9 protein-coding genes and 1 tRNA gene are annotated in these 15,045 nt (G+C 62.8%); 7 read left to right on the plus strand and 3 right to left on the minus strand.

The genetic code is table 11. The features are described from left to right. The first annotated feature begins 305 nt into the window (after positions 1-305). The 4 genes from A3AU_RS0123400 to A3AU_RS0123415 all read left to right on the plus strand — a co-directional run bounded on the left by A3AU_RS0123400 (position 306) and on the right by A3AU_RS0123415 (position 4,415). Positions 306-1,403, plus strand: coding sequence for a polyamine ABC transporter substrate-binding protein (locus tag A3AU_RS0123400; RefSeq protein ID WP_027055047.1), 1,098 nt, complete (start codon positions 306-308; stop codon positions 1,401-1,403). Between the two features lie 79 nt (positions 1,404-1,482). Next, positions 1,483-2,622 carry an ABC transporter ATP-binding protein gene (locus A3AU_RS0123405; RefSeq protein ID WP_027055048.1) on the plus strand — a complete coding sequence of 380 codons (1,140 nt, stop codon included), beginning with the start codon at positions 1,483-1,485 and terminating at the stop codon, positions 2,620-2,622. A gap of 9 nt (positions 2,623-2,631) precedes the next feature. After that, positions 2,632-3,600, plus strand: coding sequence for an ABC transporter permease subunit (locus A3AU_RS0123410; RefSeq protein ID WP_027055049.1), 969 nt, complete (start codon positions 2,632-2,634; stop codon positions 3,598-3,600). Then, positions 3,597-4,415, plus strand: coding sequence for an ABC transporter permease (locus A3AU_RS0123415; RefSeq protein WP_027055050.1), 819 nt, complete (start codon positions 3,597-3,599; stop codon positions 4,413-4,415). The genes A3AU_RS0123410 and A3AU_RS0123415 overlap by 4 nt, the downstream gene beginning before the upstream one ends. 18 nt (positions 4,416-4,433) lie before the next feature. Here A3AU_RS0123415 and A3AU_RS0123420 read toward each other — a convergent pair whose 3' ends face one another. Next, positions 4,434-6,287 (minus strand): AsmA family protein, encoded by a 1,854-nt coding sequence (locus A3AU_RS0123420; RefSeq protein ID WP_027055051.1) that lies wholly within the window; start codon positions 6,285-6,287, stop codon positions 4,434-4,436. Between the two features lie 199 nt (positions 6,288-6,486). Between A3AU_RS0123420 and A3AU_RS0123425 the strand changes: the two genes are divergently transcribed. After that, positions 6,487-8,448 (plus strand): acetoacetate--CoA ligase, encoded by a 1,962-nt coding sequence (locus A3AU_RS0123425; protein ID WP_027055052.1) that lies wholly within the window; start codon positions 6,487-6,489, stop codon positions 8,446-8,448. Positions 8,449-8,712: 264 nt separating this feature from the next. On the opposite strand, the gene A3AU_RS0123430 is transcribed toward A3AU_RS0123425, so the two are convergent. After that, a complete protein-coding gene (locus A3AU_RS0123430) occupies positions 8,713-12,750 on the minus strand; it encodes a PAS domain S-box protein (protein ID WP_027055053.1) in 4,038 nt (1,345 codons plus the stop codon). Positions 12,751-13,000: 250 nt separating this feature from the next. Here A3AU_RS0123430 and A3AU_RS0123435 point away from each other — a divergent pair, with 250 nt between their 5' ends. Further along, on the plus strand, positions 13,001-13,459 hold the full coding sequence (locus tag A3AU_RS0123435) for a phasin (protein WP_027055054.1): 459 nt from the start codon (positions 13,001-13,003) through the stop codon (positions 13,457-13,459). Between the two features lie 348 nt (positions 13,460-13,807). After that, a tRNA-His gene (locus A3AU_RS0123440) sits at positions 13,808-13,884 on the plus strand. A 112-nt stretch (positions 13,885-13,996) separates the two neighbouring features. On the opposite strand, the gene A3AU_RS0123445 is transcribed toward A3AU_RS0123440, so the two are convergent. Then, positions 13,997-14,989, minus strand: a complete 993-nt coding sequence (locus A3AU_RS0123445; RefSeq protein ID WP_027055055.1) for an IS481 family transposase — start codon at positions 14,987-14,989, stop codon at positions 13,997-13,999. Positions 14,990-15,045: the final 56 nt, after the last annotated feature.

Consider the following 15,045-nt stretch of genomic DNA (forward strand, 5'->3'; position numbering starts at 1 on the left):
CATTGACAACATCGCTGCCGCCCGGGCAGGCTGGGTACACGGCAACAACAAGACAGGCGTATCTTGCCAAGTCTCCCCGGCGGCCCGATCGAGACCGCTCCATATTTCTGTATTTCCGTCCGCACGGCGGCGAAAGCTTCTGACGGCACCGTGATTCCTCCCAGCCGGAGACAACTGCGCGGTCGCGGTCGTTGCGACAACCGGCGCTTGTTGTCCCGTGGAAAGCTCAATAGTCTGAAGCAAAAGCCCGGCCGCGCGTCTATCGCGACGAGCCGGCGATGGAACACTCACCAAAGGAGAATAACATGATCCGCAAAGCGCTCTGGCTTTCGGCGACCTCGGTATTTCTGACATTGTTCACGCCTGCCGGGCACGCCGCGGACCGCGTCGTCAATGTCTTCAACTGGTCCGATTACATCGACCCGACGATCATCGACGACTTCACCAAGAAGACCGGTATCAAGGTCGTCTACGACACGTTCGATTCCAACGAGATCCTGGAAACCAAACTGCTTGCCGGCGGCAGCGGCTATGACGTCGTCGTGCCGAGCGGCAATTTCCTTGCCCGCCAGATACAGGCCGGCGTGTTCCAGAAGCTCGACAAGTCGAAACTGCCGAACCTTTCCAACATGTGGGACACGGTTACGGAAAGAACCGCCAAATACGACCCGGGTAATGAATATTCGATCAACTACATGTGGGGCACGGTCGGCATCGGCTACAACATAAAGAAAGTTAAGGCCGCACTCGGCACCGACAAGATCGACAGCTGGGACGTGTTCTTCAATCCCGAGAGCCTCGCCAAGTTGAAGGACTGTGGTGTCTACGTGCTGGATTCGCCGGCCGACATCATTCCGGCGGCGCTGAAATATGTCGGACTCGATCCGAACAGCACCTCGACCGACGACATCGCCAAGGCCGAGGAAGCCTTGATGAAGGTCCGCCCCTTTATCAGGAAGTTCCACTCGTCCGAATACATCAATGCGCTCGCCAATGGCGACATCTGCCTGGCCGTCGGCTGGTCCGGTGACGTCTTCCAGGCGCGCAACCGCGCCAATGATGCCAAGCAGGGGGTCGAGATCGGCTATTCGGTGCCGAAGGAAGGCGCCCAGATGTGGTTCGACCAGATGGCGATCCCGGCCGATGCGCCGCACGTCGCCGAGGCGCATGAATTTCTCAACTACATGATGACGCCGGAAGTGATCGCCAAATCGTCGAATGCGGTGCTCTATGCCAATGGCAACAAGGCGTCGCAGCAGTTCGTCGACAAGGCGCTGTTGAACGACCCGGCTGTCTATCCCGACGACGCGACCCTGCAGAAGCTCTACACGGTCTCTCCGTACGATCCCAAGACCCAACGCGTCATAACGCGCACCTGGACCAAGATCGTCACCGGCCAGTAGGCAAATTGGACACGACCCCGGCAGCCAATTGCCGGGGTCGATTTCTTTCGGGGAAAAAAATAAGCACGGAGTGGGGATTATGAAATCGCTTGGCAGCATCCGCAGGGATTTCGCGCCATGGAACGACCCGAACGCCAAGCCATACATCCAGTTCGACAACGTCACCAAGAAGTTTGGTGATTTCACCGCCGTCAACAATCTGTCGCTGACCATCTTCGAGCGCGAATTCTTCGCCCTGCTCGGCGCCTCGGGTTGCGGAAAGTCGACGCTGTTGCGGATGCTTGCCGGCTTCGAGGAGCCGTCGGCCGGCCGCATCCTGCTCGACGGTCAGGATCTGCGCGGCATCCCGCCCTACCGCCGGCCGGTCAACATGATGTTCCAGTCCTATGCCCTGTTCCCGCATATGACGGTAGAGAACAACATCGCCTTCGGCCTCAAGCAGGAAGGCATGGCCAAGCCCGAAATCGAAAAGCGCGTCGCCGAGATGCTCAAGCTGGTCAAGCTCGAGCAGTTCGCTAAGCGCAAGCCGCACCAGCTCTCCGGCGGCCAGCGCCAGCGCGTCGCGCTTGCCCGCTCTGTCGCCAAGCGGCCGAAGGTGTTGCTGCTCGACGAGCCGCTCGGCGCGCTCGACAAGAAGCTGCGCGAGGAAACCCAGTTCGAACTGATGGATCTGCAGCAGGAGCTCGGCCTCACCTTCGTCGTCGTCACCCACGATCAGGAAGAGGCGATGACCATGGCCGATCGCATCGCCATAATGGACAAGGGCGAGGTCATGCAGGTCGCGACGCCGGCGGAAGTCTATGAAGCCCCGGCCTCGCGTTTCGTCGCCCATTTCGTCGGCAACGTGAACATGTTCGAGGGCAAGGTCGCCGAGCGGTCGGCCAACACGACGCGCATCACCGGGGCGACCGGGGCGCAGATCGTCGTCGACAATGCCTCCGATACCAGCAAGGGCGCCGACATCATCTTCGCGATACGGCCGGAAAAGATAAAGGTTTCGTCGAAGAAGCCGGCCGATGCCGTTAACGCGCTGGAGGGCGAAGTCTACGATGTCGCCTATCTCGGCGACATGACGGTCTACCACATCAAATTGGATGACGGGCAGATCGTGCGGGCAAGCGCCTTGAACGCGGCGCGCGTGACCGAGGATCCGTTGACCTGGAACGACCGCGCCTGGGTATCCTTCCGGCCCGACGCCGGCGTCGTGTTGACACGGTAGGGGGCTGCCATGTCCAACATCGCAATCACCGACGCCATCGCGCCATCGACCGCCGCCAAGCCGTTGCTGACGCGGCTGGGGGCCGGCTTCGTCAACCGGCTCGTCATCATCGTTCCTTATGTGTGGCTGCTATTCTTCTTCCTCATCCCCTTCGTCATCGTCTTCAAGATTTCGCTGTCGCAAACGGCGATCGCCATGCCGCCCTATACGCCGGTGCTCGACTTCAGGGATGGCATTTCCGGTTTCTTCGCCGGCTTCCGTAACCTCAACTTCGACAACTATGTCTGGCTGACCCAGGATGCGCTCTATTTCAAGGCCTACATCACCAGCGTGGTGATCGCCGCCATTTCGACCGTGCTGACGCTGCTGGTCGGCTACCCCATCGCCTATGGAATGGCGCGCGCGCCGGCCACCATCCGCCCGACCTTGCTGATGCTGGTGATCCTGCCGTTCTGGACCTCGTTCCTGATCCGCGTCTATGCCTGGATCGGTATCCTGAAGCCCGAGGGCCTGCTCAACCAACTGCTGTTGTCGCTGCACATCATCAACCAGCCGCTGGTCATCCTCAATACATACACGGCGATCTTCATCGGCATCGTTTATTCCTATTTGCCGTTCATGGTGCTACCGCTCTATTCCTCGCTGGAGAAAATGGATTACTCGCTGATCGAAGCGGCCAAGGACCTCGGCTGCCCGCCGACATCAGCCTTCTGGAAGATCACCTTCCCGCTGTCGCTGCCGGGCGTCATTGCCGGTTGCCTGCTGGTGTTCATCCCGGCCGTCGGCGAGTTCGTCATCCCCGACCTGCTCGGCGGCTCGTCCACGCTGATGATCGGCAAGACGCTGTGGAACGAGTTCTTCGCCAACCGTGACTGGCCGGTGTCTTCGGCCGTGGCCGTCATCCTGCTGTTGTTGCTCACCGTGCCGATCATGCTCTTCCAGCAGGCGCAGGCCAAGGCACAGGAGCAGGGCAAATGAACACCACCTGGAGCCGTTTCAACGTCACCTCGATCGTGCTTGGCTTTGCCTTTCTCTACCTGCCGATCGTGCTGCTCATCGTTTTCTCCTTCAACGAATCCAAGCTCGTCACCGTCTGGGGCGGCTTCTCGACCAAATGGTATGTGTCGCTGTTCCACAATCAGGGCCTGATGGACGCCACCTGGGTCACGGCGCGCGTCGGCGTCATTTCGGCGACCGTGGCGACCGTGCTCGGCACGCTGGCCGCGCTCACCCTGACGCGCTACACACGGTTCAGGGGCCGCATCCTGTTTTCAGGCATGGTTTTCGCGCCGCTGGTCATGCCGGAAGTCATCACCGGCCTGTCGCTGCTGCTGCTCTTCGTGGCTATCGGTCTCGACCGCGGCTTCTTCACGGTGACGCTCGCCCACATCACGCTCACAATGTGCTTCGTGGCGGTCGTCGTGCAGTCGCGCCTGGTTTCCTTCGACCGGTCGCTGGAAGAGGCGGCCATGGATCTTGGCGCGACGCCGGCGAAAACCTTCTTCCAGATCACGCTGCCGGTCATCCTGCCTGCGATCGTGTCCGGCTGGATGCTGGCCTTTACGCTGTCGCTCGACGATCTGGTCATTGCCAGCTTCACCTCCGGGCCGGGCGCCACAACGCTGCCGATGAAGATCTACAGCCAGGTTCGCCTCGGGGTGACGCCGGAGATCAACGCCGCCTGCACTCTTCTGATCGCCGTCGTCGCCGTCGGCGTCATCATCGCTTCGATCGCCAACAAGCGGCGTGAAGTGCAGCGCCAGCTAGACGAACAGGCGGCGCAGCGTGGCTGAGAGCCGGGCAGGGCCGGACTATTCGCCTGAAACGCCGCGGCTTATCGGGGAAATGAACGGCGTGCTCCAGGTTCCGCCAACGAAGAAGGACGACTGGTTGGGTCCTTGCTGGCCGGTCTTCTGCGACGCCGCCTGGTCCGGCTGGATGACGCCGCCCGACAGCGCCAGCCCGCGCCCCGCATAGGAGGCGATGCCGGAAAGCCAGATCTTGTATTTCGCTGAATTGGCTTCGGCCTTGTCCAGCCTCGCCACGCCGCGCGAAATGGTCGCCTTCACTTCGGCGCCATCGATCGGCAGTGTCCCGTCCGAGACGTCGTCGAGCGCGAAGAAGCCGCCTTGTTCGGTATGCTTGAGAAAGGCCGGCAAGTTGAACTTGCTGAGCGCACCCGGGCCGAAGGTCGCCGAGACCGACCCGTCGGCGTTTTCAAAGATCGAATCCCAGGTCCTGCCTGGTCCCTTGAGGATGACTGAAACGGTACCCGTGCCGACCGGCACTAGCCGCGTCATGCCGGCAGCCGTGCCGAACGCACCGCCATCGACATCGGACGCAAGCAGCCGGATCTCGACCTGGGTACCCTCGGGCTTACGGTCGAAACGAAGGCTGGTCTGGATGTTGCCGCCAAAGGCGGAGGCGTCGGAGATATCGAAGACGGAAAGACCGTCCTTGACCTGGGCGGTGGCGGCGACATCGGCAAGCTGGATCGTGCCGGCCGTGGCATGCGCCGCCGACAGCCTGAGATCGAGATTGACCCGGTCGGCGAAATTCGCCTCCACATTCCCTGACTGAGCCCCGCTCGCCGGCTCCAGTGGCGTGAAGGCGGACAGGAACGACCTGAGGTCGAGCGTGTCGAAGGCGAGAGTGCCCGAGATCACCGGCTGGGCGTCGCCAAGCGACAGGTCGAGCGCGCCCATGCCCGGATTGTTGTCCAGGGCCAGCGCGGTGTTCTCGAACTTGATGCGCCCGGCCGACGCCGTGACCTTGCTCGAGATCGAGACGGAGCCGATAGCCGCGCTCGGCGCGATGCCGGCCTGCGTCCATTCCAGCACGCGGCGCAGCGAAGGGGCCGCGAACTTCACCTGGCCGTCGAAATAGGCATTCTCGGCCATGCTGGCGGTGCCGTCGAAGGAAAAGGTGGCGGGCGCGGCCTTGAAGGCCAAAGTGAGCGGCGCCATGCCGCCGGCAAACAGCACCAGTGGCTTCGGCGAGGCTGCGTCGAGGGCGACGCTTTCGCCACGCCAGATCCCGGTTGCCGACAGCGTCGCGTTGCTGTTCATCGCCGCCCAGGTCGCCTGGCCGTTCAGGCCGCTCAGGATCTCCACGTCCTTGCCGTCGACGGAAGCGACCATGCGGCCGTCCCTGAACTCAACGGTGCCGAAGGCGTCTTTGGGTAATTTGGCGAGGTCGGGCTTGGCGGGATCGGCACTGACCACGCCGCGCGCCGTGTCGATGGAGCGCGCGATGCGCCCGCCCGTCGGCGCGGTGGGCAGGAACAGGCCATCTGTCGTGCGCTGGACCCGGATTGTTGGCCGCACCAGCCGTGCCGTGGAAAACGCCACATCGCCCTGCAAGGCTGCCATGGCCGAGAGGTCGATTTCCACCCGCTCGGCTTCGACCACCGGCGGCGCGTCGGTATCGGTCCACTTGGACAGCGTCACATCGGTCAGGATCGCCCGGAAATTCGGCCAGACCTCGATGCGCGGCGAACCTTCGATGGCGACACGGAAGCCGCTCCAGGCGCTCATTTCCCAGGCGATACGGTCGCGCACGATGCGTGTCGAGGCGATCAGCGGCAGTGCGGCGACCACCAGAGCGATCACGATCACGGCAGCGCCGATCGTCCATACTCCGCGGCGGATCAAGGATGATGGCATCTCGCCCTATATGCTTCCGTTCCGATTAATCGCCCGAAATGTGTGACCCCAGTCGTCACTACGACTTAGGACTGAGGCATTTCAAGTCTTTATGGCCCGGCGATGGCATTTGCGCACACCTGGCCGCTTGCACCCAACAAAATCTTGCTCTGCTGCGCTGCGATATGCATAAGCGATGACGACCGTGGGAGGATCGATCATGGCTGCCGAAGTACCGCTCTGGACCCCGACGCAAGAGCAGATTGACGCTTCGCCATTGACTGCTTTCACGAGAGCAGCCGCGACGAAAGCCGGCACTTCCTTTGCCTCCTATGCCGATCTTCACCGCTGGTCGGTCGAGGACCGCGAGGCGTTCTGGAGTCTGGTCTGGGATTTCTGCGGCATCGTCGGCGACAAGGGCGACGAGCGCCTGCTGGCCGACGGCGACAAGATGCCCGGCGCTGCCTTTTTCCCCGACGCGTCGCTGAATTTCGCCGAGAACCTGTTGAAGAAGACCGGCGCCGCCGACGCGATCGTCTTTCGCGGCGAGGACAAGGTAGAGCGGCGGCTGTCCTGGAACCAGTTGCAGGGTCTGGTCTCGCGCCTGCAGCAGCTTTTCCTGTCGCTCAAGGTGAAGAAGGGCGACCGCATTGCCGCGATGATGCCCAACATGCCCGAAACCATCGCCGCCATGCTGGCCGCGGCCTCGATCGGCGCGGTGTGGTCGTCCTGCTCTCCCGATTTCGGCGAACAGGGTGTGCTCGACCGCTTCGGCCAGATCGAACCCGTCCTCTTCATCGCGCCCGACGGCTATTGGTACAATGGCAAGGCGATCGAGGTCGCCGACAAGGTGGCGGCGGTCGCCGCCAAGCTCGGCAGTGTCGGCAAGGTGCTGCTTGTCGATTATCTCGGCACCTCGGCCGACGTGGCAGCAACCATCGACAAGGCGGTGGCGATGGAAGAGGCGCTATCGCCCTTCGCCGTAAAACCCGTCAGCTTCGAGCGGCTGCCGTTCTCGCATCCGCTCTACATCCTGTTCTCATCGGGAACCACCGGCATTCCCAAATGCATCGTCCATTCGGCCGGCTGCACGCTGATCCAGCATGTCAAGGAACACCGGCTGCACGCCGGCCTCATGGACGGCGATCGCTTCTTCTATTTTACCACCTGCGGCTGGATGATGTGGAACTGGCTGGTATCGGGCCTGGCTTCGGGGGCAACCCTGCTGCTCTATGACGGCTCGCCCTTCTACCCCGACGGCAATGTGCTGTTCGACTTCGCCGATGCCGAGAAGATGACCTTCTTCGGCACCTCGGCCAAATTCATCGATTCCGTGCGCAAGGCTGGTCTCAAGCCGATCCGCAGCCATGATCTGTCGACCGTGCGGGCGATTTCCTCCACCGGTTCGCCGCTGTCGCCGGAGGATTTCCGCTTCGTCTACGACGGCATCAAGAAGGACGTGCACCTTGCCTCGGTTTCCGGCGGCACCGACATCGTCTCCTGCTTCGTGCTCGGCGTGCCGACCTTGCCGGTCTGGACCGGCGAGATCCAGGGGCCTGGCCTGGGGCTGGCCGTCGATGTCTGGGATGACGACGGCAAGTCGGTCAGGCGGGAGAAGGGCGAACTGGTCTGCACCAGGGCCTTTCCGTCCATGCCGATCGGTTTCTGGAACGACCCCGACGGCAAGAAATACCAGGCGGCCTATTTCGAGCGTTTCGACAATGTCTGGTGCCATGGCGATTTCGCCGAATGGACCGAGCATGGCGGCATGATCATCCATGGCCGCTCCGATGCCACGCTCAACCCGGGCGGCGTGCGCATAGGCACGGCGGAGATCTACAACCAGGTCGAACAGATGCCTGAGATCCTCGAGGCGTTATGCATCGGCCAGGATTTCGACAATGACGTGCGCGTCGTGCTGTTCGTGCGGCTGACGGCCGGGGTGAAGCTGGACGAGGACCTGGAAAAGCGCATCCGGGCAAAAATTCGCACCGGCGCCAGCCCGCGTCACGTGCCGGCCAGGATCGTCGCCGTGCCGGATATTCCCCGCACCAAATCGGGCAAGATCACCGAACTTGCCGTGCGCGACGTGGTGCATGGCCGCGCCATCAAGAATAAGGAAGCGCTGGCCAATCCGGAGGCGCTGGAGCTGTTCAGGAACCTGCCGCAGCTTGCCGAGTGACCCCAACCGGCGTGGTTAACGAACCATGTCGCGGGAATTTACCTAGATTTCATGAGTGGTACACATTCGTAAATTTTCTGGGCCGCCGGTAAGGACTTGTTAAGGCCCGACCCCGATAGTCGCATGTAACTTGAGGGAGAAATCCCGTTCCTCAGCCCCCGGAGGATCTGAATTCGCTCAAGCCCCCGTTGTGACAGCAATCCCATCTCTTAAGGCGTCCTCCAGGGCGCCTTTTTCTTTTGCATGAGCGGGCTGGCGGGACTGCTATTCCGCGAGCACCCGGGTCGAGGGGAAAGCGACCTCCACCAGCGTGCCTTCGCCGGGCGTCGAGTTGATGGTGAAGCGGGCGCGGTTTGCTTCCACCATCGCCTTGGTCAGCGGCAGGCCAAGGCCGGTGCCGTCGCCGCGTCCGCGCTTCAGCGCGTTGATCTGCTTGAACGGCTTGAGCGCCTGCTCGATCTCGGCCTGGCTCATGCCGATGCCGGTGTCGCGCACCCGCATGACGACGTCGCCCGACGTTTCATAGGCGGTCGACACGATCACCTGGCCGCCGGCCTGGGTGTAGCGGATGGCGTTGGACAGGATGTTGAGCGCGATCTGGCGCACGCTGCGCAGGTCCGCCACCACCTCCGGCAGCCGCGAGGCGAAGCTGGAGCGGATGATGACGCGTTCCCGATTGGCTTGCGGCTGCATCATCGCCACCGTCTCGGCCAGCGTGTCGTTGAGCGACACCGCCTCATAGGCCATTTCCTGCTGGCCGGCCTCGATCTTCGAGATGTCGAGCAGGTCGTTGACCAGATCGAGCACATGGTTGCCCGAGCGGTTGATGTCGCGCAGATAGTCGCGGTAGCGGTCATTGGCGACCGGCCCGAACTTCTCGTCGACCATCAGCTCGGAAAAGCCGATGATGGCGTTGAGCGGCGTACGGATCTCGTGGCTGATGCGGGCGAGGAAATCTGTTTTCTGCGAGGAAGCCCGTTCGGCCACCGCGCGCGCTTGCGTCAAATCCTCTTCGGCCCGCTTCCACTGCGTGATGTCACGCACGACGGCGCAGAAGCCGCTGTCGTTGGGCAAGCGGCCGATGGTCATGAACAGCGGGATGAAGCGCCCCTGCGCTTCGCGCCCGATCACCTCGCGGCCGTCATTCATCACGCTCGCCACGCCGGGCTCGGACAGTCCGGTGAGATAGTCGCGCGCCGCGCGCTGGCTTTCGATGGCAAACAGCGAGGCGAACGGCTTGCCGGTCACCTCGTCGCTGTCGAAGCCGAACAGCGCTTCGGCCGGGCGGCTGATCGATCGGATGGTGCCGTCGCTGCCGATCAGCACCACGCCGTCGGTGGCGGTGTCGATGATGGTGCGCATCTCGGCGATGCGTGCCTTGAGTTCGGAAATGTCGGGCTGCGTCGGCTCCTCGCCGACCGCGAGCACGGCAGGCGCGTCATCCTCGCCGGTACGGCGCACCACCAGCATCAGCGCCTTGCCATCGCGCCAGGGAACGGAGCGCAGGATGGCGTCGATCGGGAATTCCTGGCCATCGCGCGTCTTCAGCCGCAGCGCCCGGTCGCTGCCGTCGGAGGTGCCGTCGTCGGCATAGGGATCGGCAAACAGCGCGCCGAGGCCGCCGGCATCCTCGAGATCGTCGAGCTCGGCGTAACCGGTCAGGTTGAGGAACTCCTCGTTCGCATAGTGCAACTGGTCGCTCGAATGGATAAGCAGCGGTACCGGCAGCTTGGCGAGCAGCATGGTGTCCGGCACCTTGCTTTCGTCGCCGACGGAGAACGCCGATGGCACGAACCCTTCTGTCTTGAGCGGCGGCACCTGCAGGCGTGGGCGTTGGACGTGGGCATCGCTTGCACTGACAGTCCCGGCGGCCGGCGCAACGGCTTGCCCGTCCGTCGACGGCGCAACATGCTCCGCGGCCCGATCACCAATCGCGGCATCTTCCGCGCCGTCGTTCCAATCCTCATTGTCCTCGGCATCGCGAAAATCGGCCGCCGTCATGCTGTCGTCGTCGGCCGTGACATGTCCCGCATCGGCATCTGCCGGTTCGTCGTCGATCGCCGCGGGCTCGGCGCTTTCCGGTTCCGCAGCTTCCGGTTCAGAGACCGTATGCTTGTCATTGTCCGCGATCGGGTCGGGCGCGTCGTCGCGGTCGGCGTAGCTGAGCAGCGACCATGTCGTCGCACCGGACGGCGTGCCGGTATCCTCACTGGAAACCACGTCGTCCGGATGGGCGCCGTCGAGCCGTGCGAGATCCGCCTCGTCCCCTTCATCGCCATCCGCATCGGACGGTTCGGCCGGCACCGCATCATACTCCGGTTTCGTGGCCAGGATCTCTCCGGCCTCTGCCGTCGGGTGATCCGGGACGGCATCAGGCGTCGACGCCTCGCCCATGGACCCGATCGAAGCTTCCGTCTTCGCGGTCGGGACTTCCGTCGTTGTTCCCACCGCGGGCTCGGCCGGTGTCTTCGTCTCCGGTTTCGTTGGGCTTTCGATGCCGGGCTTGTCGGCCTTGGACGGTTCGGCCGACGCACTGTCCTTCTTCAGCCGTTCGCCGATCTCGCGAAAGGCGCTGCGTTCCAGCGTTGACAGCCCCTTGTCGTTGGCCGGCTGCCGGTGTTCGGCAAGGCGGATGACCTTGTCGGCGAAGCGGCGCTCTTGTTTCGGCACGATGGTCAGCGCCGGCACCTCGCCTTTGAACGGGTCTGCCGCGTTTGGTTCCTCGACTTCTTCGGCGACAGGTTCGACGGCTTCCGGCTCTGGCGCCACCGGCGCCTCGCCATTGGGCACCAGCGCCATGCCGATGGCCTCCGGATCGACGACGGCGTCACTGGCGCGGGCAACCCCGAAGCCGCGAAAACCTTCGAAGGCGCGGCTGCGGCCATAGACGGGCAAAGCCGCGAGGTCGACGGGGATTTTCAGATCGGTGCCGACGACGGGCCACAGAACGGAGCGGCCGGACCAGGTATCGCGCCGCTCCAAGAGGCCGGCGATCTCGCCGGACGCGTCAAGGCCGAAGGCCGCCGCGACATCCTTGAAGCGCCGGCCGATCACCTCGGCCGCCGGCTTGCCGACGATGGCGGCGAATTCCGGCGACAGCGTGCTGAATTTGCCCTCGGCGTCGGTGCGCCAGACGAAGCGAAGAGGCGCTGCCGAGCGGTCGATCGTGCGAGCCGAGGGGGTGGTTGGAGCAGTCGGCGAGGCGGCCTCGTGCTGCTTCGTGCTGTCCACCGAAGCCTCGGTGCCGATCGCGATGGCCTCGCTTGTCGGTTCCGGAGTGGCCGGGGCGAGTCGCGCGACGTCCTCGCCTGCATTGAAATACCAATGATCGTGCTGCGCTGGCGTGCCGCCCGCCGCCGGCTGATCATTGTCGGCGGCAACGGGTGTCGGCTCGGTCGGCTCCGCCATCTCTTGCGCTGCCGGTTCCGGCTCATCTTCGGCCACGGGCTCGGAAGCGGCGGTGATGGGGGACGGCTCGATCGCCTCCGTCTGGGACGCATCCGCGGTCGGCTGACCGTTCTGGCGGGGCTCGGTTTCCGTCGCGTTGCTTTCCGCCACGGCTGCCGCATCGTGAACCTCGTTGGCAGGGCTTTTCGCTGCTGCAGCGGGCTCATCTACCTCTGCCGTGGAAGCATTGTCCTCGAGCCGATCCTCGTCGATCACCACCAGGAGATGCCGCTCCGGCGTCAGCCGGGCGAGCCCGGCGGGGTAGGAGGTGTTGCCGCCCGGGACCAGGCGCTTGACGATACGCTCGCCCTCGGCAGCCACGTCGGCCACCAGCGCGGCCAGTGTCGCGGGCTGGATGCCGAGCCCTGAAAAGCCGTCAGACGCGGCCTCGACCTTTCCTCCGGCATCGATGAAGGCGATGAAATGGCCGTCTTCGGTGAAGCCACTGATCGCCCGGCTGGCGATCTCGGCAGCGCTGCGCGAACCTGTCTGTGCCGCCGGCACCGCCAGCATGATCGCCTTCTCGCCGTCGGGCAGTGTCACCGCACTTGCCTGGAAGCCGACGGTGCGGCTGGTCATGCCGGTCGCCAACCTGACGGTGATGCCACGATCGCTGCCGATTTCGGGAAAACCGCTGGTAGCCATGATCTGGCGGCGGGCGATCAGCGGCAGCTGTGCGGAGGCGCCGATGATCGCTTCGATGTCGGGGTAGCCGAATACGGCCGCGCCCGGCCCATTGGCCCAGATCACCTGCTCCAGGTCCACCGAAAGGATCGCGATCGCGTCGCCGGCGGCAAAGCGCTGGCGAACCGCGTCGAGCACGGCGACGTCGAGGAAGGAATATTCGGACGGCATGCGCTTGGCGAACCCTCACGGAGCGGCGAAATTTGCAGTTAACGCTTTGTTAATAAAAGCCAGCGGCGCGAAGGTCCACAAGCCAGAACGTGCAAAGGCTGGTTTCTGGGCTTTTGGTTAACGGCCCGAAAGAAATTATGGTGCACTGCAACAAAGATATTGCAATGCACAAAATTTGCCGTTATATTGCCATCATAACTGAACGAGACGGCTTTCTGTCAAAGCCGCTGCCGCTGACAAGGATGGAAAAATGTCCAGGACCAAGACTGCCGAGACGATTGAAAACGTTGAATTCCCGAGCTTCGACGCTTCCAAGGCCACCGACCAGATCCGCGCTTTCGCCGAAAAGGGCGTTGAGCAGTCGAAAGAGGCCTATGCCAAGCTGAAGACCGGCGCCGAGGAGACCCAGAAGGCTTTGGAGTCGACCTACGAGACCGCCAAGACTGTTTCCAGCGACCTGTCGCTCAAGACCATCGCGGCGCTGCGCGCCAATGCCGAAGCCGGCTTTTCGCATCTCGAAGCCCTGATCGGCGCCAAGTCGCTGTCGGAAGTCGTCGAACTGCAGACCTCCTTCCTGCGCAAGCGCATCGAGTTGTCCGTCGAGCAGGCCAAGGACTTCCAGGCGGTTGCCTCCAAGGCGGCCGAGGACGTCTCCAAGCCGATCAAGACCGCCTTCGAGAAGGCCGTGAAGGACATCAAGGCTGCCTAATATTCGCGCATGATCTGAAGATGCAACAAAAGGTCGCATTTTCCCTAAGGTGATCAGGCGTATGATGGTAGCCAACAACGAATACCCGGCGAGTGGAACCTCCTCCCTCTGCTCCCCGGGGTGACCAGCCAGCACCTCCTCCCGCTGGCTCGTAACAGGAAAAGGCCGGCACCTCCTCCCGCCGGCCTTTTTCTTTGCCCGGCGAATCCCGCCCAAAGCGGCGAGATGTGAGGAAGTGGTCTTTGCTTCGCAAAAGCCTTGAATTAAAATCCATAAGCCCGTAAGGACGCATCGCCGAACGACAGAGCGACCGAGTGGTTTTCCACTTCGATCCGCTCAGGCAAGTGTGCCGTTGTAGCTCAGCTGGTTAGAGCGCCGGATTGTGGATCCGGAGGTCGCTGGTTCGATCCCAGCCAACGGTACCATCGTCGTCTTCCCAACGAGCGGCACTCAGGCAAACAGAAGCGTCCATGCGCCAAACCGACGAATGTTCAGGCTCGCACGCTCATAGCGGTCGCGCGATACCGGAGCCAGCGCCTAAATGTTTGGTCCCGGCATTTGCTGGAGCGGATTGAGTTTGAAGCGTTCCGGTTGTGAGACCCATGCCTTGCAGATGAACTCGTATGGGGTGAGACCTTTGAGGGTCTTGAGCCTGCGAGCGAAATTGTAGGCGGCAACGAAGTCGGCGAGATGGGTGCGTAGTTGGTCGTGGCCCTCATAGTAGAAGCGCTTGACGGTGGCGTCCTTGATGGTTCGGTTCATTCGCTCGACCTGGCCGTTGGTCCACGGATGCCTCGCCTTGGTCGTGCGATGCTCGATGTCGTTCCTGGCGCAGGTGTACTCGAAGGCGTGAGCGCGGAAGATCTCGCCATTGGCGATTGCCTCCTTGATCAGCGGCACCGCCGAGCCACCGGCACCGGGCGTGGTGAACTGAATGCCGTTATCGGTAAGCACGGTATGAATCTTGTAGGGAACGGCCGCGATCAGGCGCAGTAGAAAGTCTCTTGATACGGCGGTGGGGGCCTTCTCGTGCAACTCGACGAAGGCGAACTTCGAGGTCCGATCAATGGCGACGAACATGTGCAGCTTGCCCTGCTCGGTCCTCACCTCGGCAATGTCGATGTGGAAGTAGCCGATCGGGTAGCTCTTGAATTTCTTCTTCGCCGGTTTGTCACCCTCGACATCCGTCAGGCGGCCGATGCCATGGCGTTGCAGGCAGCGATGCAATGAAGACCGCGTCAGGTGCGGGATGGTTGGCTGCAAGGCATAAAAGCAGTCGTCGAGCGGTAGCAACGTGTAGCGCCGGAAGGCGACGATGATTGCCTCCTCCTCGATCGAGAGCACTGTCGATCTCGGTTCCTTCGGACCAGTCGGCAGATCGGCGACTGAAGTTCGCCTCTTCCACTTGGCGACCGTCTTCTGGTTGATCCCGTAGCGCTTGGCCAGAGCCCTCAGGCTCTCTTGACTATACTGTATCGCTCGACGGACCGCCTCTGTCGTTGTGGCGCTCCCATGCAGAACCTGGCCCATAGCGCATCCTTTGATTCGGAAGATAAGGATGCCCCATCAAAGCCTGGGATCAAACA

The sequence above is a fragment of the Mesorhizobium erdmanii USDA 3471 genome (assembly GCF_000472705.1).
GTDB lineage: Bacteria > Pseudomonadota > Alphaproteobacteria > Rhizobiales > Rhizobiaceae > Mesorhizobium > Mesorhizobium erdmanii.

Bases quoted from the DNA above. Each gene is read 5' to 3' on its own strand.
- A3AU_RS0123400 (WP_027055047.1), top strand. From the start codon at position 306: ATGATCCGCAAAGCGCTCTGGCTTTCGGCGACCTCGGTATTTCTGACA.
- A3AU_RS0123405 (WP_027055048.1), top strand. From the start codon at position 1,483: ATGAAATCGCTTGGCAGCATCCGCAGGGATTTCGCGCCATGGAACGAC.
- A3AU_RS0123410 (WP_027055049.1), top strand. From the start codon at position 2,632: ATGTCCAACATCGCAATCACCGACGCCATCGCGCCATCGACCGCCGCC.
- A3AU_RS0123415 (WP_027055050.1), top strand. From the start codon at position 3,597: ATGAACACCACCTGGAGCCGTTTCAACGTCACCTCGATCGTGCTTGGC.
- A3AU_RS0123420 (WP_027055051.1), bottom strand. From the start codon at position 6,287: ATGCCATCATCCTTGATCCGCCGCGGAGTATGGACGATCGGCGCTGCC.
- A3AU_RS0123425 (WP_027055052.1), top strand. From the start codon at position 6,487: ATGGCTGCCGAAGTACCGCTCTGGACCCCGACGCAAGAGCAGATTGAC.
- A3AU_RS0123430 (WP_027055053.1), bottom strand. From the start codon at position 12,750: ATGCCGTCCGAATATTCCTTCCTCGACGTCGCCGTGCTCGACGCGGTT.
- A3AU_RS0123435 (WP_027055054.1), top strand. From the start codon at position 13,001: ATGTCCAGGACCAAGACTGCCGAGACGATTGAAAACGTTGAATTCCCG.
- A3AU_RS0123445 (WP_027055055.1), bottom strand. From the start codon at position 14,989: ATGGGCCAGGTTCTGCATGGGAGCGCCACAACGACAGAGGCGGTCCGT.